The organism is Rhizobium sp. P32RR-XVIII (genome assembly GCF_012641395.1).
GTDB lineage: Bacteria > Pseudomonadota > Alphaproteobacteria > Rhizobiales > Rhizobiaceae > Rhizobium.
This window is the reverse complement of record NZ_JABAIH010000016.1, coordinates 1-17,594: the sequence shown is the minus strand read 5'-3', so window position 1 is coordinate 17,594 and position 17,594 is coordinate 1. Positions and strand designations below refer to the sequence as shown.

18 protein-coding genes and 1 pseudogene are annotated in these 17,594 nt (G+C 57.9%); 10 read left to right on the top strand and 9 right to left on the bottom strand.

Going from position 1 to position 17,594, the window contains the following annotated elements:
- The first annotated feature begins 50 nt into the window (after window positions 1–50).
- Complete coding sequence (locus HGP14_RS28380; RefSeq protein WP_168833212.1) at window positions 51–2,180, top strand: beta-galactosidase trimerization domain-containing protein; 2,130 nt, start codon at window positions 51–53, stop codon at window positions 2,178–2,180.
- Between the two features lie 38 nt (window positions 2,181–2,218).
- Here the strand turns inward: HGP14_RS28380 and HGP14_RS28375 are convergent, their stop codons facing one another.
- The gene (locus HGP14_RS28375) at window positions 2,219–3,145 is read right to left on the bottom strand and encodes a LysR family transcriptional regulator (protein ID WP_168833211.1); all 927 of its coding nucleotides are present in this window, start codon (window positions 3,143–3,145) and stop codon (window positions 2,219–2,221) included.
- Between the two features lie 133 nt (window positions 3,146–3,278).
- On the opposite strand from HGP14_RS28375, the gene HGP14_RS28370 reads away from it, so the two are divergent.
- The 8 genes from HGP14_RS28370 (at window position 3,279) to HGP14_RS28335 (ending at window position 10,784) form a co-directional block, all read left to right on the top strand.
- Window positions 3,279–4,793 (top strand): ABC transporter substrate-binding protein, encoded by a 1,515-nt coding sequence (locus HGP14_RS28370; protein ID WP_168833210.1) that lies wholly within the window; start codon window positions 3,279–3,281, stop codon window positions 4,791–4,793.
- Between the two features lie 32 nt (window positions 4,794–4,825).
- On the top strand, window positions 4,826–5,752 hold the full coding sequence (locus HGP14_RS28365) for an ABC transporter permease (protein ID WP_168833209.1): 927 nt from the start codon (window positions 4,826–4,828) through the stop codon (window positions 5,750–5,752).
- An 8-nt stretch (window positions 5,753–5,760) separates the two neighbouring features.
- Window positions 5,761–6,276 (top strand): ABC transporter permease, encoded by a 516-nt coding sequence (locus HGP14_RS28360; protein WP_168833208.1) that lies wholly within the window; start codon window positions 5,761–5,763, stop codon window positions 6,274–6,276.
- Window positions 6,231–6,602 carry an ABC transporter permease subunit gene (locus tag HGP14_RS28355; RefSeq protein ID WP_168833207.1) on the top strand — a complete coding sequence of 124 codons (372 nt, stop codon included), beginning with the start codon at window positions 6,231–6,233 and terminating at the stop codon, window positions 6,600–6,602. Before HGP14_RS28360 ends, HGP14_RS28355 begins: the two co-directional genes overlap by 46 nt.
- Complete coding sequence (locus HGP14_RS28350) at window positions 6,599–7,594, top strand: ABC transporter ATP-binding protein (protein ID WP_168833206.1); 996 nt, start codon at window positions 6,599–6,601, stop codon at window positions 7,592–7,594. The genes HGP14_RS28355 and HGP14_RS28350 overlap by 4 nt, the downstream gene beginning before the upstream one ends.
- Window positions 7,591–8,628, top strand: coding sequence for an ABC transporter ATP-binding protein (locus HGP14_RS28345; RefSeq protein ID WP_168833205.1), 1,038 nt, complete (start codon window positions 7,591–7,593; stop codon window positions 8,626–8,628). Before HGP14_RS28350 ends, HGP14_RS28345 begins: the two co-directional genes overlap by 4 nt.
- A 20-nt stretch (window positions 8,629–8,648) precedes the next feature.
- Entirely contained in the window at window positions 8,649–9,836 is a 1,188-nt protein-coding gene (locus HGP14_RS28340) for a mandelate racemase/muconate lactonizing enzyme family protein (RefSeq protein ID WP_168833204.1), read from the top strand.
- Between the two features lie 627 nt (window positions 9,837–10,463).
- Entirely contained in the window at window positions 10,464–10,784 is a 321-nt protein-coding gene (locus HGP14_RS28335; RefSeq protein WP_205927385.1) for a Na+/H+ antiporter NhaA, read from the top strand.
- Between the two features lie 333 nt (window positions 10,785–11,117).
- Here HGP14_RS28335 and HGP14_RS28330 read toward each other — a convergent pair whose 3' ends face one another.
- From HGP14_RS28330 to HGP14_RS28300, 8 genes and pseudogenes are all read right to left on the bottom strand, one after another.
- Window positions 11,118–11,381, bottom strand: a complete 264-nt coding sequence (locus HGP14_RS28330; protein ID WP_168833203.1) for a DUF1488 domain-containing protein — start codon at window positions 11,379–11,381, stop codon at window positions 11,118–11,120.
- A 366-nt stretch (window positions 11,382–11,747) separates the two neighbouring features.
- Window positions 11,748–12,656 (bottom strand): beta-1,6-N-acetylglucosaminyltransferase, encoded by a 909-nt coding sequence (locus tag HGP14_RS28325; RefSeq protein ID WP_168833202.1) that lies wholly within the window; start codon window positions 12,654–12,656, stop codon window positions 11,748–11,750.
- 269 nt (window positions 12,657–12,925) lie between these two features.
- Window positions 12,926–14,554: a chaperonin GroEL gene (gene groL / locus HGP14_RS28320; protein ID WP_168833201.1), complete on the bottom strand. Its 1,629-nt coding sequence runs from the start codon at window positions 14,552–14,554 to the stop codon at window positions 12,926–12,928.
- A 62-nt stretch (window positions 14,555–14,616) separates the two neighbouring features.
- Complete coding sequence (groES, locus tag HGP14_RS28315; protein ID WP_168833200.1) at window positions 14,617–14,913, bottom strand: co-chaperone GroES; 297 nt, start codon at window positions 14,911–14,913, stop codon at window positions 14,617–14,619.
- 149 nt (window positions 14,914–15,062) lie between these two features.
- A pseudogene (locus tag HGP14_RS36785) lies at window positions 15,063–15,363 on the bottom strand (metal-dependent phosphohydrolase); the annotation flags it as partial.
- Between the two features lie 22 nt (window positions 15,364–15,385).
- A complete protein-coding gene (locus HGP14_RS28310; protein ID WP_168833199.1) occupies window positions 15,386–15,661 on the bottom strand; it encodes a hypothetical protein in 276 nt (91 codons plus the stop codon).
- Between the two features lie 56 nt (window positions 15,662–15,717).
- The gene (locus HGP14_RS35790) at window positions 15,718–15,903 is read right to left on the bottom strand and encodes a hypothetical protein (protein ID WP_168833282.1); all 186 of its coding nucleotides are present in this window, start codon (window positions 15,901–15,903) and stop codon (window positions 15,718–15,720) included.
- A 148-nt stretch (window positions 15,904–16,051) separates the two neighbouring features.
- Window positions 16,052–16,261, bottom strand: coding sequence for a cold-shock protein (locus HGP14_RS28300; protein ID WP_018902430.1), 210 nt, complete (start codon window positions 16,259–16,261; stop codon window positions 16,052–16,054).
- A gap of 486 nt (window positions 16,262–16,747) precedes the next feature.
- Between HGP14_RS28300 and HGP14_RS28295 the strand changes: the two genes are divergently transcribed.
- The gene (locus tag HGP14_RS28295) at window positions 16,748–17,356 is read left to right on the top strand and encodes a J domain-containing protein (protein WP_168833198.1); all 609 of its coding nucleotides are present in this window, start codon (window positions 16,748–16,750) and stop codon (window positions 17,354–17,356) included.
- Window positions 17,357–17,594: the final 238 nt, after the last annotated feature.

Below are 17,594 nucleotides of genomic sequence, written 5' to 3'. Positions count from 1 at the left end.
CGGCGGTTCAAACTTGCGCCTTTTTCGGCGCCGCCCATGGGAGAAACGCAATGACGCAGCAACCCGATCACAGCTGGCTCCGCACCTCGCTTGTCATGATCATGACGCTTCGCGAGGCCGATGCGGGTATCTGGAACACTGAGGAGATGGCCGAATTCGCGAAGTCTTTCTCACTGGACGCGCTCGGCTTTTCGGTCGGCGGCATCATGGCCTTCTATCCGACCGATATTCCGCTTCACCCCCGCGCATCGACCCTTGGCAAGCGCGACCTGCCGGCGGAATTGATTGCGTCGCTGAAAAGGCGAAACATCAGGCCGATCGCCCGTATAGACCCGAGCATGGCATCACGCGCGCTCTACGCCGAACGGCCTGAATGGTTCGTGCAGGACAAGAGCGGAAAGCCGGTGGAAGTCCACGGCCATTTCATCACCTGCCCGAACGGTGGCTATTACAACGACTTCATGATCAAGGTCGTCGAGGAAATCCTGACGCGCTACCCGTTCGACGGCCTTTGGGCGAATGCCGCGCAATTTTCGCCTTGGCACACGCCGCAGTGCCACTGTGCCGTCTGCCAGCAGAAATTCCGGGCAAAGACCGGCAAGGCGATCCCGGACGAGGACTGGGGAAGCGAAACGTGGCGGCAGTATAACGAATGGCGTTACGAGTGCATCGCGGAATGGAATGCAAGGGTCCAGGCAGCAAAGACGCGTGTGCGCCCATCCTGCGCTTGGATGCCGCTCAGCCAGGTCGCCGAATCCTGGGATCATTCCCGCGTCGGCGGCTGGGACCTCGACTATACCGAGCCCCACCAGGACGGTATCGTCCTCGAGGCGCAGCGGCGTTATGCCAATATGTTCTGGCCTGGCCTCGAGGCCCGCTACATGCGTTCTCTCGCGCCGGGAAAAGGCGGCGGTATCACAACCAGCTATTTCCTGCCCTGGTGGCGTTTTTATCGGGTGCCGGTTGCCGAGAACCAGATGTGGGCCGGCCAGGTCATAAGTCAGGGCGTCATGCCGTGGATCCATGTCACCGGCTACCAGAAGGAGCAGTTCGACCATCGCGGGCTTGACGGTTTGCGGGAACTCTTCGCCCGCTTCGATCGCAATCGGCAAACTTATATGGAGGCGACATCGGTAGCCGAAGTCGCCCTCGTCTACTCCCGCCACAGCCTCGACAATTTCGGGCACAAGGATCCGACAGGTCGCTATCTCGATCATTTCCGCGGCGCCTATAATGCGATGATGGACCAGCGTCTTGCCTTCGACATCTTCAGCGGCACCAGGATCACCGCGGCGACGTTGGCGAAGTACAAGGCAGTCGTGCTTCCCAATGCGGCCTGCCTTTCGGATGAAGCCTGCAAGGCCATCGAGACCTACATCCGCAACGGCGGCCATGTCGTCTCCACCTATCTCAGCGGCAATTTCGACGAGATGGGAGCGCCACGCTCCAATACGCTGCTCGGCCGGCTGATCGGCGCAAAGGCGACGGGCGTGACCTGGAAAAACCTGCGGGCCGCCTATGCTGCAATCCGCGACCCATCCTCGCCACTGCTTGCCGGTTTTGACGGTACCGACCTCCTGCCTGTCGCAGGCGACGTCACCTTCGTCAGAACCGAAGATCATTCTACCCTTGCCCCCCTGACACTTGTGCCGCCCGTCGAAGGCGAGGTTGGCAGCGGAATATCGGTGCCCGAATTCAACAAGATCGATCACATCACCGACTATCCGATGGTCATCGACCGAAAGGTCGGCAACGGACGGATCGTCCATTTTCCATGGCAACCCGACCTCATCGGCTTCCGCTACGGCTTCCGTGACCTCTTCCGACTGCTGGCCAATGCGATAAAACAGGCCGACGGCTGGCAGAACATCGTCACCGTGAAGGGACCGGGTCTCATCGACGTCTCGGTGATGGAAAAGAGCGATCGGCTGGTGATCACGCTGGTGAATTTCTCCGCTCCAGGCAGTTTCAACACCGGACAGCGAAGGATTATCGAGGAACTGATCCCGCTGCATGACCTCGAACTCGTGGTCAGGGTCCCGTCGTCCTTCAGCGGCGAAAAGGCTCGGCTGGTCTTCGGCGAAGCCGAGCTCCCGCTGGCGCGGCTTGGTGACGATCGGGTTTGCCTGACAATCCCGCGGCTCGAAGCCATGGAGACGGTCGAACTTCTATACGGCTGATACTGAAACCTGCCGCGACAGTCCACAAACGGCGAGATTCAAGGATCCCGCGGCTCGCCCGCGCTGAGTGCGAGCTTCGCAACGATGAGATCTCGCAGCCAGCTGTGGCTGGCGGACCGTTCCGTTCTTTCGTGCCACACCATTTTGAAAAGGATCTTCTCGGTTTCGAATGGCAGCGGCCGCGCGACAAGCCCGAGCTCCGTCATTGTGCTCTCGTTGAGGTGCCGGACGGGAACGCAACTGAGCAGATCGCTGACAGCTGATATGCGCATGGCGTCTGCGAAATAGGCGACGACCAGGGAGATATGGCGGTTGAGGTTATGCAGGGCCAGCCAGTAGTCGATCGTGTCGGAACCGATACCGGACGGTTTCGCAAGGACATGGCTGGACGCCGTGAAAGCCTCGAGCGTTAGTCCCCTGCCCGCCAGAGGATGATCTTTGCGCAGGACGCAAACATATTCGTCGGTCATTAGCGGCGTGACATTCAACCCGCTTGGAGGCCTGGGAAACATACCGACGGCGCAATCAATCTCATCATTCTGCAGCGCAAGGCCTGATGTCATGTTCGTATGATGGTGAAATTGCAGATGGGCTCTCGGCGCCGACTGAAAGAACGCAACGCCAAGGGACACCGTCAGATCGCTTCTGAGCGCGTCGGTGATGGCAACCCGAAACGTATCCGTCGTGAGCGCCGGCTCGAACTCGGGCGGGAACATCGTGGCGGTCAGCATGTCCACTCCCTGGTGAACCTTTGGCCAGAGGTCGAGCGCTTTCTGGGTCGGTTTGACCCCGTCAGGGGTGCGCATGAAGAGATGATCGTCAAAAACGTAGCGAAGGCGATTGAGCGCGTTGCTGACAGCCGGCTGCGTCAGTCCCAGGCGATTTGCCGCGCGACCGACGCTTCGCTCCTCCATGATCGCCTTGAAAATATGAAACAGATTGAGATCGCCGCGTCGATTATTCATCAGAATGATGTCCTGTATAGGAACGTTTAATTGGACATTATACGCGAGCGCACAGATGATTTCGATATGAGGAATGCGCTGCCGTCTGGGAGGATTACGCAGCGCCATAAAGAAACAAATGGGAGGAGACACAATGAGGTATTTTATCGTGCCGGCAGCAGCCTTGGCTGCACTTCTTGCCTCGACCGCCGCGTTCGCGCAGTCCGCAGACAAGCTGACCTGGTCGGCCGGAAGTCAGGTCGGAAATCTTGATATCAATTCCAGTCTTGAGGGAACCTCGCGCAGGCTCCTGAAAGGCAATGTTGGCGAAGGCCTTACCAAGGTGGTGATCACCGACGGAAAGCTCAGCTGGGTACCTTGGCTCTCCACAAGTTGGGAACAGGTCGAGAAGACACGCTGGCGCTTCAAGCTTCGCTCTGACGTCAAATTTTCGGACGGCAAGCCTATGACCGCTCAAGATGTCATCTTTTCCGTTAACAAAATTGCCGATCCGGCCTCCGGAAAGACCAGCATCCTCAATAATATTGCAAGCGCCGTAAAAGTGGACGACCAGACCGTCGATATCATCACCAAGAGCCCGGATTTCTTTGTCTATCGAGCCGTGGCAGAAATCGTCATCCAGCCAGACGGATGGGGAAAAATAGATCCGAAGAAGGCGGGTGAGACACTTGTTGGAACCGGGCCTTACACGCTCGCTAGCGTGTCGGGCGGCCGTGACCTGGCGACGCTGACCCGGAACGATGCCTATTGGGGGCAGAAGCCGTTCTTTGACGAGATCGATCTGCGGGTTATTCCCGATTCAGGAGCAAGACTGGCCGCGCTCAACGCAGGCGAGGTCGATGTCGCTTTCGATCTTGCGCCAGACCTTGCCCAGGCCGCTCCCGCTTCGCTCACGACCCCTGCCACGGAAGTCGATATCCTGCGCATCAATGCGTTGAACCCGCCGCTGAACGACGTCAGGGTTCGCCAGGCCCTCAACTATGCCGTCGATCAGAAGGTGCTGACAGACAATATCCGGCTCGGTTTCGCCGGTCTGCCGAATGGACAATCGGTGACGAAGCCGGTTCACGGCTATAACCCGGATATCAAGGACTATGGCTATGATCCCGAAAAGGCGAAGGCACTCATCAACGAGACAGGTGCTAACGGCGCCACCATCAATCTCATGTGTCCTTCGGAATATTACGGTCAGGTGGGCGTCGATACCTGCCAGACACTCCAAGCCGACTACCAGGCGATCGGGCTCACGGTGAACCTGCAGTTCCTGCCCCACGACCGATGGATCAAGGAAGGCCTGCTAGCGCCTCAAAACAAACTGACGCCCCCGGATCTGTTCTACATTCAGGCAGGGAGCGAGACGCTCGACGCCACACCGCAGATCCGCAACTATTTCACCTGCGGGACGGATCGTTCGACGATCTGCGACCAGGAACTCGCCGAGAGCGCGAAGAGCGCGCTCAGCCTCTCGGACGAAAAGCAACAGGCCCAGGCCTATCAGGAGGTCATGGCGCTTGCTCATGATAAGGCGGCCTTCGTGTGGCTGACCAATCCCAGCACGGTTGTCGCTGTCGGCAAGGATATACGCGGACCGATCTACAATGAGGGATCGACAGTCTACTGGGCCGACTGGAGCCGTGCGACCGACTGATCACTCCCGAACATCCAAGAATGGAGGCCGCGATGACACGGTACATCCTGAAACGTCTCGCCTATGGGCTGCTCACGCTTTTCATCGTCACCGTCGCGGTCTTCTTTCTCTTCGAAGTGATCGGCGATCCCGCCAGACGAGCCTTGCCGCTCAATGCGTCCGAAGAACAGATCCAGGCTTATCGTGTCGCAAACGGCTTTGCTGCACCATTGCTCGAACGGCTGAGCCACTATCTCGTCGGCCTTGCGCGTCTCGATTTCGGGATCTCGACGACCCGCAACGTTCCAGCCTTGCAGGCAGCTCTGGGCGCAGTCCCGCTCTCGCTTGAACTTGCGGCGGCATCGAGCCTGATCATGATTATCGTTGCGGTTTTGTTTGGCACGGCGGCCGCGCTTCGCGAGGGCAGTGCTACCGACAGGATAATTCAGGCGGTCGCTTCCGTGCTTGCCTCCATCCCCGAATTCTGGTCGGGCCTGGTTCTGATCATCGTGATGGCTGTGCACCTGAAACTGCTGCCGACCGGCGGCCACGGCGGCTTGACCTATCTCGTCCTTCCAGCCGTAGCGATGGCAATACCGCCGATAGGGCGCCTCGTTTACGTCGTGCGGGAAAGCATCCGTTCCGTCCTGGAGACACCCTACATACTGGTCGCCCGCAGCAAAGGGCTTCCAGGCTGGGTTCTGATCTTGAATCATATCCTTCGGGCTGCGATCGTTCCCATCGTCTCGGTTGGTGGCCTCGAACTCACCCGTATGTCGATCGGCGGCGTCGTCGTTATTGAATCGGTTTTTGCGTGGCCGGGTCTCGGCCGGTTGTTCGTCGAGGCCATGAACCGTTACGATCTGCCGTTGATCAGTGCCACGCTGTTTTGCACGACCGCGATCGTCCTCGTCCTCAATATCCTTTTCGACATCATCTACGGCTTGCTCGATCCCCGTGTCGACCTGTCGCACGTGTGAGGTGCTCAATGTCCTCAATTGTTCCAACAGTTTCAGCTCGATCGCCGCGCTTCGGCCTCACAGGCCTGAAATCCGTAAAAATCAGCTATGTCATCGTATTTGTGCTGGTTGCTTTTGCGATCATCTTTCCGCTGCTCGCTCCAGCCAATGCGCTGACCGTCACACCGGCGCGCCGGTTCTCGCCGCCCTTTGGTGCCACGCTCTTCGGAACGGATAATCTTGGCCGCGATCTCGGCGTTCTCGTTGCAATCGGCCTGCGTACATCATTGGTCATTTCGGCACTGGTGGTGGTCATTTCCGGGATCATCGGCTGGCTCCTCGGTGCGATCAGCGCCTATGCCGGTGGATGGGTCGATGACGTGCTCGGCCGTATCATGGACGCGTTTAACACCTTCCCTGGAATCATCCTCGCCATCTCGTTGACCACGGCCCTCGGCCCCGGTTTCTGGACCCTCATCTGGGTCCTGGTTGCAGTCACTTGGGTCAACTATGCGCGGGTGATCCGTGCCGGGTCCTGGCTCTGAAGAGCGAGGAATACATCATCGCCTCACGTAGCTATGGGGCGTCGAGCATCTTCGTGCTGACCAAGCATATCTGGCCGAACACTACGGATCTCGTCGCGTCCATTGCATTCGGCCAGATCGCCAACGTGATGCTCGCGGAATCCACGATTACGTTTCTAGGCTTCGGGCTGCAGCCCCCGAACGTCTCCCTTGGGCTCATCATCACGACCACGAAGGACTATCTCCAGATCAACGCCTATCCGGTGATGTTTGCCGGCATCGTCCTTGTGATCGCCTGCACCAGCATCGCCATGTCGGTGATCTCTCTTAGAAGGAGCGTCAAATGACAGTTCCCAAGCAGAGCAACCCAATCCTGTCTGCCACTTCCGTTTCCAAGGCTTATGGGCCGGTTTCGGGAAGATTGTGGGCGGTCCATGATGTCTCTCTGTCGCTCGATCACGGCGAATGTCTGGCAATAGTCGGCGAGTCAGGTTCAGGAAAATCCACCCTAGCGAAATTGATCCTTGGATTGATCGAGCCGACCGAGGGCAGGATCGTCTTTGAGGGTACAAGCCTGTCCGAATACGTCGCCAACCGCCGCGGCCGTAGAATGCTCTCGCAACAACTGCAGATGGTTTTTCAGGATCCTCACAGTTCGCTCAATCCGGCAATGTCGGTAGCGGAGATTGTCGCCGAGCCGCTCCATGTATTCGGTTGGGCGCGCCGGGATATCCAGGCACGCGTTGCTGAAGTGCTGAGCCTCGTCGGCCTTTCCACCAGCTACGCCGATCGTCGGCCGAGGGAGCTGTCGGGCGGCCAACGTCAGCGCGTCGGCATCGCACGGGCTCTCGCGCCGCGGCCGAAGGTTCTGCTGCTGGACGAACCGGTTGCTTCGCTCGATGTCTCCATCCAGGGGCAAATCCTCCAGCTCCTCAAAGATATCCAGGCAGCGACCGATATTTCAATCATCATGATCGCACATGATCTCGGAGTGGTGCGGGCGATCGCTGACCGTACCCTGGTCATGTATCTCGGCCGTCTGGTGGAAGCCGGATCGACCGGCGATGTCTTTGTCCGAACGCTTCATCCCTACTCGGGCGCGCTGCTGTCTTCGGCATCCGCGGATGGCCGGAACGCCATGGCTGATGAGGTACGCGAAGCGCTGACCAATGAAGCCCTGTCGCTCTCAGCACGTACTCAAGGCTGCGTGTTCAGATCGCGTTGTTGGCGCGCAATCGACCGCTGCGAGAAGGCCACCGATACCGTCAAACAAAACAGCAGTCACATCGCCTTCTGCAATGTTCCGCTCGAGAACGGCTTGCTGGAGGCGCGCCTATGACCGGCAAAGAACCTCTCCTCTCCGCAGAGAACCTTGTCGTTCGCTACAGATCGCACAACCGTGAAGCCGTCGCCGTTAAACATGTCTCCTTCGATATCGCGCCTGGGGAGACGTTGGGGATCGTTGGCGAGTCCGGCTCGGGGAAATCCACCATTGCATTGGCGATCATGAAACTGCTGCCTCGAACCAGTACCGTCGAAGGCCAGATCAAGGTCAGCGGGACGGAGGTGGTTTCGGCCGATGCGCATGTGATGAACACCATTCGCGGTACGACCGTCGGCCTCGTCTATCAAGATGCGCTGACGGCCCTCAATCCGGTCAGAACAATCGGTTCCCAGATAGCGGAAGTCTGTCGCTATCAGCTCGGCTTGAGCACCCGGGAGGCCTACCAAACGAGCCTCAGCGTTTTGTCCGATGTCGGGATCGGCGATCCCGAGCTTCGCTACAAGCAATATCCGCACGAATTCTCCGGTGGGATGCGCCAGCGGGCGGCAATCGCCATCGCATTGGCGGCACGTCCGAAACTGCTGATCGCAGACGAGCCGACAACGGCTCTCGATGTCACCGTGAAGGCTCAGATCCTCAGGCTTCTCCAGGATCTCAAGGCAAAACACGCCATGTCGATGATGATCATCTCGCACGATCTCGAGGTGATCCGCGAGGTTTCGGACAGGGTTGCAGTGATGTATGCGGGGCGGATCGTGGAGATCGGGGAGCGGCCGGAAGTGCTGGCATCGCCAAGACATCCCTACACCCGTGATCTTGTCCGAAGCGCTCCATCGGTCGAGATGCCCCGCATCTCGTTCATTCCGGGATCGCCGCCGGGTACCGGGGCAATCATCACCGGATGCGCCTTCGAACCTAGATGTAGCGTGGGGCACGGAAAACCGAATTGCCGCGCAATCCTTCCCGACCTGAATGGCGGGCCTCAGGCTGCTGCCTGTCACTATCCTCTTGAAGCATCAACGAAACCCATGCCGGGCAATCCGGTTGGCCCCAACAGTTCAATTCGTCTGCACACGAAAGAACTGTAGACAAAGCAAAGGAAGCAGAAATGAAAATAATCAAGGTCGAAACTATACTGATCTCGGAGAAGCTGCAAGAGCCCTGGGTGATGGGGCTTGGGACCGCCACCAAACGTGACGAGTTGATCGTTCGTATCCATACGGATGAAGGCATCAGCGGTATCGGCAGCAGCTATCATGGCCATACACCGCATCCGATCCGCTCATTGATCGATACCAAGCTTGGCCCATTGCTTGTCGGGCAAAACCCGCTGCAGATCCAGACGCTGTGGGAAAAGATGTTCTTCGGGAGCATCCACCTCGGCTCGGCCGCAATTCAGGCGATCGCCGGACTCGACATCGCCCTCTGGGACATTATGGGCAAGGTCACAAACCAGCCGATCTATAAGCTCCTCGGCGGGGGTGACGGTTCGAGCGATCGTGGGCCGCTGCTCGCCTCCTATGTCGGCTGCCAGACGCTCGGCATCAAGGACCTCGACACGCTGGTCGCGGAGGCTCGCAGCTACGTCGGACAGGGGTTCAAGGCCATCAAGCTTCGTGGCGGCGGCGGAGTCAATATCGACATCGCTGCCGTCGAGGCGACCCGCGCTGCGGTCGGCTCGAATATCGACATCATGATCGACGTCAATGCACGCTACAGCTGGTCGGAATCCGTTCGCCTGAACCGAGAACTCATGCGGTTCAAGACGTTCTGGATGGAAGACCCGTTCGACTTCACGGTCGCCTATCATCGTGAGGAGATTGGCAAGCTGCGCGGTATGGGTCTGACACCGATCGCGTCAGGGGGAAATGTCTTCACCCGTTTCGACTTCAAGGACCTGGCGCAGAAGGGCGGCGTCGATTACCTGACACCCGATGTCGTCAAGTCTGGTGGTATTTCGGAAGCCATCAAGATCGCCGCGATTGCCAGCGCTTATAATATCGTTATCGCGACCCATACCTATAACGGTTTGACGCAGATCGCCAATCTTCACTTTGCTGCGGCAATACCGGCCCATATTCGCGGTCATGTCGAGTGGGATCCGGGCAAATACAACGTCTTCCGCGACAAGCTCGTCAAACCGGCCGTCAAGGTGAAGGACGGTATTCTGGAAGTCCCGAACGGCCCTGGCCTTGGCGTCGAGCTAAACGAGGGAATACTTGACGAACTGTCCTTCATCGAAGGGCCGGAGATTCTCGGCGTACCACGCAAGAGAACGTGGGCCGCGGGCACCTGATTTGCAATGGGCGGACTTATAAGACCGTATGCTGCTCAACACGACGGATGTGGAGCGTAATAAGGCTGGTGTGGAGGCGGACGGTCGGGGAGCAATGGCTTCCCGACCGTAGGGCGAAATCGGTCGCAGGCTCAGCCTCGTGCGACATTTGGATATGACGATAACCAGCACCGCCAAGGTTCACAATCACGGCGCCACTGGGTGATAGCGGGCGGCACCATCCTAAGGGTGTGATCCTCCAGCATCCCCCGCGCAAGCCGGGCGGCGCGTCCGGCCACAGTTTAATATCCAGACTTTTGAGGAAACGCAGCCGGTCGCTGGTGCGGCTACAACCACCAATTAGCGTGGGCCCTCGCTCTGGCCGGAAGGTGACCCTTTCCCTGGCAATACCGCGCCGCTCGCACGGGCGCGTTCCGGCTAGGTTCACGGCGAAGGATCGCATCCATTGACGCGTTTTCGGACATTGAAGCTAAAAATCGTTCGAGGCTCGAAAGCGAGCTTGCCAGACTTTGAGTTCTTCGCATGCTTTGGCCATATCCCAGCTCGTCGAGAATGACGCGATGGGAATGGTCGAGGCGATTGGCGATCTGACCAGAGCGTCCGCTGTGCTTTCTCCTGCTCAGAGAGTTGACCAACCCGAGGGTCGAGGAGATCATCGGCAATGCGCTCTTCGGCTCTATCGCGGCCCGTTTCCTGGGCTTTGGCCTGCCGGCGGGCATGAATTTCAAGGATCTGTTTGTGCTTGCCTGCGTCGCCGCGATCGGCTTCACCGTTTCCCTTTTTCGTCGCAAGCGTGGCCTTTCCGGCTGGGACATTCAGGATGGGGCGAAGATGGGCACTGCTTTCGTCTGGTGCGGCTTTCATTTCACTCGCGGCAGGTCGCGTCTTCGCCGACCAAAGAAGGCAATAGGTCGCACACGAAAGCTTCAATATCACGTGCTGAGTTGAACAATCATATCAGGCTTCTGATCTTCGAGCCCTAGCTCTTGAACCAATTCGAACCGATGGCACGCATTTCTCCGACAATTAAGCTACTGTTTATGGACTCAATATTAATTGCAATCTGCACCATGAAACACTTCCTGCATTCATGGTGCAGATTGCTGACTTCCCGCTGTCCGGACCACGGCAATCGTTGTCGACTTGCCGCAGTCGAGAGACTACGCGTAATAACAACCTAAGCAGCTTGCTGCTTCAAACCGCTTTTGGCTCTTTCCGGCAAGTCTCTTGGTAGGTCACTATCCAAAGCCTGCCATAATCAAGTCCCGTCGGTGTGGACCGTCATTTGAGATCACTGGCCGTCAGCAAATAACTGGATCGGCGATTGCGCTCATAGACCCTGATCGCCGCCTTCTGAATTTCCGGGCGCGACCTGTCGAAGGCATTGAGGTAATCCGCCTCCGCATCCCCACTATTCGTCTTTTCCAGTAGAGCGGCGGCTTCGATCGGGAAACGCACCTCGAACATGCCGTCATAGCCGTGAAAGCGTACCGTCCGTTTCGCGTCGTCGAAACTCCGGCTTTTGTTTGGAAATTGAAGGGGCATATCTCTGTCCGGAATGAGTGGGCCGGGATCGGCAGCAACGACGCTTCTGCATGCGCGTATTCCAGCGCACCCCGGGGAGCGAGCATCCCTAAAGCAGCGGGTTTTCGATCGGAAAACGGTTGTGGCGCTCCAACAAACCACCCCGCATCTGACCAGCCTTTCTGGTGGCGAAAACGCAGCTACCAGCGACTGGCTACCAGATGCTCGACCGAACTAGCGCACACAAAGGCAGGCTGGTCCAACGCCAATATTGATCAACAGGCCCAAAGCAAGCCATAGCCCGATCTACATCGCCGCCAGGTCATCCATGTCGGGACAAGATCCGGCCTGCCGCCGCTTGTTCAATATCAACATATGGGCCTCATCTCACGCTACGGTTCTCTCGACGGCAAACGGCAAAGGTGCAATGGCCGGTGCGGCGCGCGACGTGTCAACATTGGTGACGGCCTGTTTGGCGAGATGCTGCTCCAAGACCAGAAGAATCTCGCCATCAACGGTCTGATCGAATTTCCGAGCAAAGAGATTGGTGCTTGCTTTGAGATCGACAGCGTCCGCGCGCTGATAGGTTCTGGGGCGCAGCTTGATGTCACCATCGGCAACCCAGTCGATCATTCGCAAGTCATCGCCGGTGATCTCGCTTTCAATCACACAGTTCATCATCACCGTCTGGAAGAAGCCCTCGTCGGCAATCAGCGTGTTTTCGTAAAATGCCTTGAAGCGGTCCACGCTCGGGTCGCGGCAGACGAACTCGCAAAAAGCCCTCGTGACGATCATCCACTGATTACCGATATAGGGTGTGGCGTCGGCCAGGAACGGCCTTGAACGCGCGGTGCGCTGAATGCTTTGGTCAAGTTCGATGACATACTCGCTGACGCGGTGCATCGTGTCCGGACGATGCTGATCCTGGTCCAGCACCTTGATGAATTCGCGATCGAGGTTGGCATCGAGATACGCCATGATCTGCTTTTGAGGTTTTAGGGGGAAATCCTGACCGCTCAAATTAATGAAGTGGCTCCATTCACCCATTTCCAGCAGGCGCTCCATGCCGCGCAACTCCGTGTCTACGAGACTGTAGCCACCCCAGATGGCCTTTTCGCTTCTGATCATCTCCGCGTTTGCATACGGCAGCAGGAAGTCCCGAATTTCGCTTTCGAGATCAGTCCCGGAGTTCTTGTCGACATGCACGACATAATGGTTCTGGTCGTTATAGATCGCCCTGAACAGGCGCTTGAATTGGTCCGGATAGCGGTGAACGAGGATCAAATAACCAATCATGCGCGGACCTTACTGGAGACGGGCGTTCCAAGGCATGGGGCGGAATAGAAAAACATTGAATCGATCCTTTCAGAATAGCGCCGGGGAGCAAGCAGCAGGGCTGATCGGCCGACATGTTCTTTGGTTCGGGAGTGCGGGGCGCAAGCGCGTAAACCGGGGGCGCGGGGCGCCTCCAGGCCATAAAATATCAGTTTCGTCTAATGGGGTGTAAGGCTCCGGTCGCTCGGAGCCCTCTGTCGCAAATTACCCACAAGCTTCCCGGAGGAAGCTTATGACATCATGCCACCCATATCAGGCGTGCCGCCACCGGCAGCATCCTTCTTAGGAAGGTCGGCAATCATGGCCTCCGTCGTCACCAGCAGGCCGGCAACCGATGCCGCGTTCTGCAGGGCGGTCCGGACCACTTTTACCGGGTCGACGATGCCCATGGCGATCATGTCGCCATATTGGGATGTCTGGGCATCGTAACCAAAGTTGTCGGTATTGCTTTCCAGTATCCGGCCAACCACAATGGAGCCTTCGTCACCAGCATTTTCGGCAATCTGGCGAACCAGCGACTGCAGAGCCTTGCGGACGATGCTGACCCCGGCATTCTGGTCGTCGTTGTCGCCCTTGATATCGAGAACGACGGAAGCGCGCAGCAAGGCGGTTCCGCCGCCCGGTACGATGCCTTCCTGAACGGCAGCGCGCGTCGCATTGAGCGCGTCGTCGATGCGGTCCTTCTTTTCCTTCACTTCGATTTCGGTCGAGCCGCCGACGCGGATGACGGCAACGCCGCCAGCGAGCTTGGCAAGGCGTTCCTGTAGCTTTTCGCGGTCGTAGTCCGAAGTGGTTTCTTCGATCTGAGCCTTGATTTGACCAACCCGGCCTTCGATGTCGGACTTGGCGCCGGCGCCGTCGACGATCGTGGTGTTCTCCTTGGTGATCGAGACCTTCTTGGCGCGGCCGAGCATGTCGAGCGTAACGGATTCGAGCTTGATGCCGAGGTCTTCGGAGATGACAGTGCCGCCCGTCAGGATGGCGATGTCTTCCAGCATCGCCTTGCGGCGATCGCCGAAGCCAGGAGCCTTGACAGCAGCAATCTTCAGGCCGCCGCGCAGCTTGTTGACGACGAGCGTTGCAAGGGCTTCGCCTTCGACGTCTTCCGAGATGATCAGCAACGGCTTGCCTGTCTGAACGACGGCTTCCAGGATCGGCAGCATCGTCTGCAGGTTGGAAAGCTTCTTCTCGTGCAGCAGCACATAGACATCGTCCAGTTCGGCCACCATTTTTTCAGCATTGGTCACGAAATAGGGGCTGAGGTAGCCGCGGTCGAATTGCATGCCTTCGACGACTTCAAGCTCTGTTTCGGCGGTCTTGGCTTCCTCGACGGTGATCACCCCCTCGTTGCCGACCTTCTGCATTGCATCGGCGATGTACTGGCCGATTTCCTTCTCGCCATTTGCCGATATGGTGCCGACCTGGGCGATCTCTTCCGAGGTGTTGATCTTCTTCGCCTTCGCAAGCAGGTTCTTGACCACGGCCGCGACGGCGAGGTCAATACCGCGCTTCAGGTCCATCGGGTTCATGCCGGCTGCAACAGCCTTGCCGCCTTCGCGAACGATCGCCTGGGCAAGCACGGTCGCCGTCGTCGTGCCGTCACCGGCGATGTCGTTGGTCTTCGACGCCACTTCTCGGACCATCTGGGCGCCCATGTTCTCGAACTTGTCTTCGAGTTCGATTTCCTTGGCGACGGCGACGCCGTCCTTAGTGATGCGTGGCGCGCCATAGGACTTGTCGATCACCACATTGCGGCCCTTCGGACCGAGCGTGACCTTTACCGCGTCAGCGAGGACATCGACGCCGCGCAGCAACTGTTCGCGCGCGTCACGGCCGAATTTGATTTGTTTGGCAGACATGGAAAAACTCCCGGGCTGATCGCCCAATGGTCGTCATGAAAGGATATAGATGTGATCAAAAATCAGCCGATAACGCCCATCACGTCGGCTTCCTTCATGATCAGCAGGTCCTCGCCGTTGAACTTGATTTCGGTGCCGGACCATTTGCCGAACAGGATGCGATCGCCGGGCTTGACATCCGGCGGTACGATCTTGCCGCTCTCATCCCGAGCACCGGCACCAACGGCGACGATTTCGCCTTCCTGCGGCTTTTCCTTGGCGGTATCGGGAATGATGATCCCGCCCTTGGTCTTGGCTTCAGCCTCGATACGGCGCACGACAACACGGTCGTGCAACGGCCGGAAAACGGTATTCATCATTTTGGTGTTCCTCGACGAGAACGCGGCCCAATGGCCGATCTCGATATAACTTCTTAGCAGTCTTACGTTGAGAGTGCTAGCGATGATTCTAGTTTTGATAGTGCCGATATCGGCGGGCGGGATGATAGGTCAATGGCAAAGATAGAGCTCATATCGGCCCGCTTGATAGGAACGGCCAGCGGGTTGCCTGCCGCTCGTCCAACGAACGCGTCGCTCGTTTCCGCTGGACGCCGTGTCAAAGCGTCGACGGCAGAAATACCCGCTGGCGAAAACCCTTCTTCCGCGAGCCGATGGGGCGTCCATCCCCTCCCCTGCTCGATGACGTATCGGAGATGGGCGACTGTGCGGGCATCGTCGTCAGGACGAGTAGCGCACTCGTCGACCGCTCTTATCGGTCTGGCCAACATGCGCCTATGAGGCGATTTCGATAGCAAGGGTCAGATGGGTCACCCGCGTTACGGCCCACTGGACATTACGCCCGGTCGTAGGTGAACGACGTCAACAGGCTGGTCACGAAATTGCTTGCCCGCTCCTTGACGAGGACCTCTGTCCACTCGTCGGTGCCGCGGAGCCTCAAATCCGTAAGAATACTGTCGACGGCGGCTTCTTCGATACGTTTGATGTGGCCGTTGAACGCTGCCTCACCACCCGCATGGTACATGTCACGGATGACCATTCTGAGGATCTCCTGGATCGCGATCTGCCAAGCCGTGTTGATCGCCTGGATCTCGTTCGTAGGCAGTGCCATAAGAGCTCCCGTTGTTGGAATGCAGTCGAGAATAGCCTGTCGATGCGGAGGTGCGATCAGCCCGCTCGGCCACATTTGGCAAGCAGGGCGGACGTAGCAGAGGTCCGGTCAGCGAGTTCTTTTGATAGCCGCGCTTCCCGCAGCCTCAGCGTCTTCGCGTCTCGGGACTGAGTGATCGCTTCGAGTTCGTCCATTACGTGATTTTTGACAAAAAACGGGGCCTGAAGATTACCGAAGGCAATCTCTGCTGTAGGTCTTTGTCATGAGAACTCCTGGCGTAGTCCACCTAGGGAACCGAATGAAAAAGGCCAGGCAAACTGCCTGGCCTCGGAGTGATACGTGCTTCCGGCAGTGCCAGTACATCCGTGGTCAAAGGGAAGCAGATACCAATCAGGCGGACTGCAGATTGCAGGCCGACATCTTGCCCGACTTCATGTCGCGCTCAAGTTCGAAGCCGATCTTTTGGCCTTCGACGAGTTCGCGCATTCCAGCGCGTTCGACAGCCGAGATGTGAACGAAGGCGTCAGCGCCGCCATTATCAGGCTGAATGAAGCCGAAGCCTTTGGTGGAATTGAACCATTTTACTGTGCCAGTGGTCATGATGAACCCTTTCAAAGCATAGAGTGAGGGACCGCGGAGCGGACGCCACGCGGATAGAAACCGACTATTTTTGAAACGGAAGTTCGCTTAGAGCGCGTTGCCAATCGCGCGGTAGACAAAGCTCGGCAAGCAAAAGATCGATGACACATCGTATACGGCACCGAGAATGCCGCGTCAACGTTTAGTTTTCGAGATTTGTCGTTTGCGTCTATGAGTTGCATTCACTCAAGGCATGCCATATGTCGTGAAGCCGTGGTCGGTTAACCGTGAGCCATGAGGCCTGGATTGGGAAGTACCATGTCTCGGATCTCAGCCACAGCTGCTTTGGCGCCGAAAGCCGACAAAACACGTGTGAATTCCTTTAAACCGGATCCTTCGCCTTGAAGGCGAATGATCCCTTAAACGCCCTTTACACGGGCTCGGCGACTGCCGTTGGCGATGCCCTTGTATCTTGCCCGGTCGGGCAGGGCAGCCATATAAGGCGCGATGACTTCTGATTCAAAGATCTTCGTTGGTCTACGACCGACCCGCAAAAAACCGGATCCCCACCGCGGACCGAAAGGCCCGAAATGCCAATGGGACGGCTGCGATGAGGAAGGCACTCATCGCGCTCCCGTCGGAGCGGATGCCGAGGGGCTGTATCTGTTGTTTTGCCCCCGGCACGTAAGTGAGTACAGCAAAGGCTACAACTTCGTGACGAAGCTGTCTGACCCTCTGACGGCCCGCTATCAGAGAGAAGCGGCAAGCGGCAGCCGCCCGACTTGGGGCACTCGAATCGATCAGGCCTCGGAAATTCCGCTCCCCTCCTCGGTTCGCTCCGGAACTGCGAAGGCGATAAATTCGCGAAAAAACACTGCTCAAAGCCAGGCGGCCAGAGCAGCTTTTCAGCTGCGCAAACTCAAGGTGCTGGAAGCCAAAGCTTTTGAGAGGCTCGGTCTTTCACCGGATGCAACGCCAGATGAGATCAAAAGCCGCTACAAGCAATTGCTCAAGATGCATCATCCCGACGCCAATGATGGAGATCGCAAGTCAGAGGATAGCCTCAGGGCGACGATCGACGCCCATAAGATCCTCAAGCTGAACGGCTTCTGCTAGGTGCTACACTGCCCGTTGGTGGTCTTAATGGGAACCGAACCGCCGACCCTTCTATTGCGCAATCGAACGCCTTGAGATCCCATCAGGGGTGAGTAGCGGCCTGCGCAGTGGCAGAGTGAGGTCGCTTCTGTAACGGGCTTTCCCGAGTCAATCCCTTATGAGCTCAATCCCTCGCCGAGTGCTTGCTTCTGTCCGCAGTCGACGCGGGGTCGCTGCTGTATGGGGTCTGCTGAGGAGC

Excerpts from the sequence above, each read along its gene's own strand:
- HGP14_RS28380 (WP_168833212.1), top strand. The coding sequence starts at position 51 with ATGACGCAGCAACCCGATCACAGCTGGCTCCGCACCTCGCTTGTCATG.
- HGP14_RS28375 (WP_168833211.1), bottom strand. The coding sequence starts at position 3,145 with ATGAATAATCGACGCGGCGATCTCAATCTGTTTCATATTTTCAAGGCG.
- HGP14_RS28370 (WP_168833210.1), top strand. The coding sequence starts at position 3,279 with ATGAGGTATTTTATCGTGCCGGCAGCAGCCTTGGCTGCACTTCTTGCC.
- HGP14_RS28365 (WP_168833209.1), top strand. The coding sequence starts at position 4,826 with ATGACACGGTACATCCTGAAACGTCTCGCCTATGGGCTGCTCACGCTT.
- HGP14_RS28360 (WP_168833208.1), top strand. The coding sequence starts at position 5,761 with ATGTCCTCAATTGTTCCAACAGTTTCAGCTCGATCGCCGCGCTTCGGC.
- HGP14_RS28350 (WP_168833206.1), top strand. The coding sequence starts at position 6,599 with ATGACAGTTCCCAAGCAGAGCAACCCAATCCTGTCTGCCACTTCCGTT.
- HGP14_RS28345 (WP_168833205.1), top strand. The coding sequence starts at position 7,591 with ATGACCGGCAAAGAACCTCTCCTCTCCGCAGAGAACCTTGTCGTTCGC.
- HGP14_RS28340 (WP_168833204.1), top strand. The coding sequence starts at position 8,649 with ATGAAAATAATCAAGGTCGAAACTATACTGATCTCGGAGAAGCTGCAA.
- HGP14_RS28330 (WP_168833203.1), bottom strand. The coding sequence starts at position 11,381 with ATGCCCCTTCAATTTCCAAACAAAAGCCGGAGTTTCGACGACGCGAAA.
- HGP14_RS28325 (WP_168833202.1), bottom strand. The coding sequence starts at position 12,656 with ATGATTGGTTATTTGATCCTCGTTCACCGCTATCCGGACCAATTCAAG.
- groL (WP_168833201.1), bottom strand. The coding sequence starts at position 14,554 with ATGTCTGCCAAACAAATCAAATTCGGCCGTGACGCGCGCGAACAGTTG.
- groES (WP_168833200.1), bottom strand. The coding sequence starts at position 14,913 with ATGATGAATACCGTTTTCCGGCCGTTGCACGACCGTGTTGTCGTGCGC.
- HGP14_RS28310 (WP_168833199.1), bottom strand. The coding sequence starts at position 15,661 with ATGGCACTGCCTACGAACGAGATCCAGGCGATCAACACGGCTTGGCAG.
- HGP14_RS28300 (WP_018902430.1), bottom strand. The coding sequence starts at position 16,261 with ATGACCACTGGCACAGTAAAATGGTTCAATTCCACCAAAGGCTTCGGC.
- HGP14_RS28295 (WP_168833198.1), top strand. The coding sequence starts at position 16,748 with ATGACTTCTGATTCAAAGATCTTCGTTGGTCTACGACCGACCCGCAAA.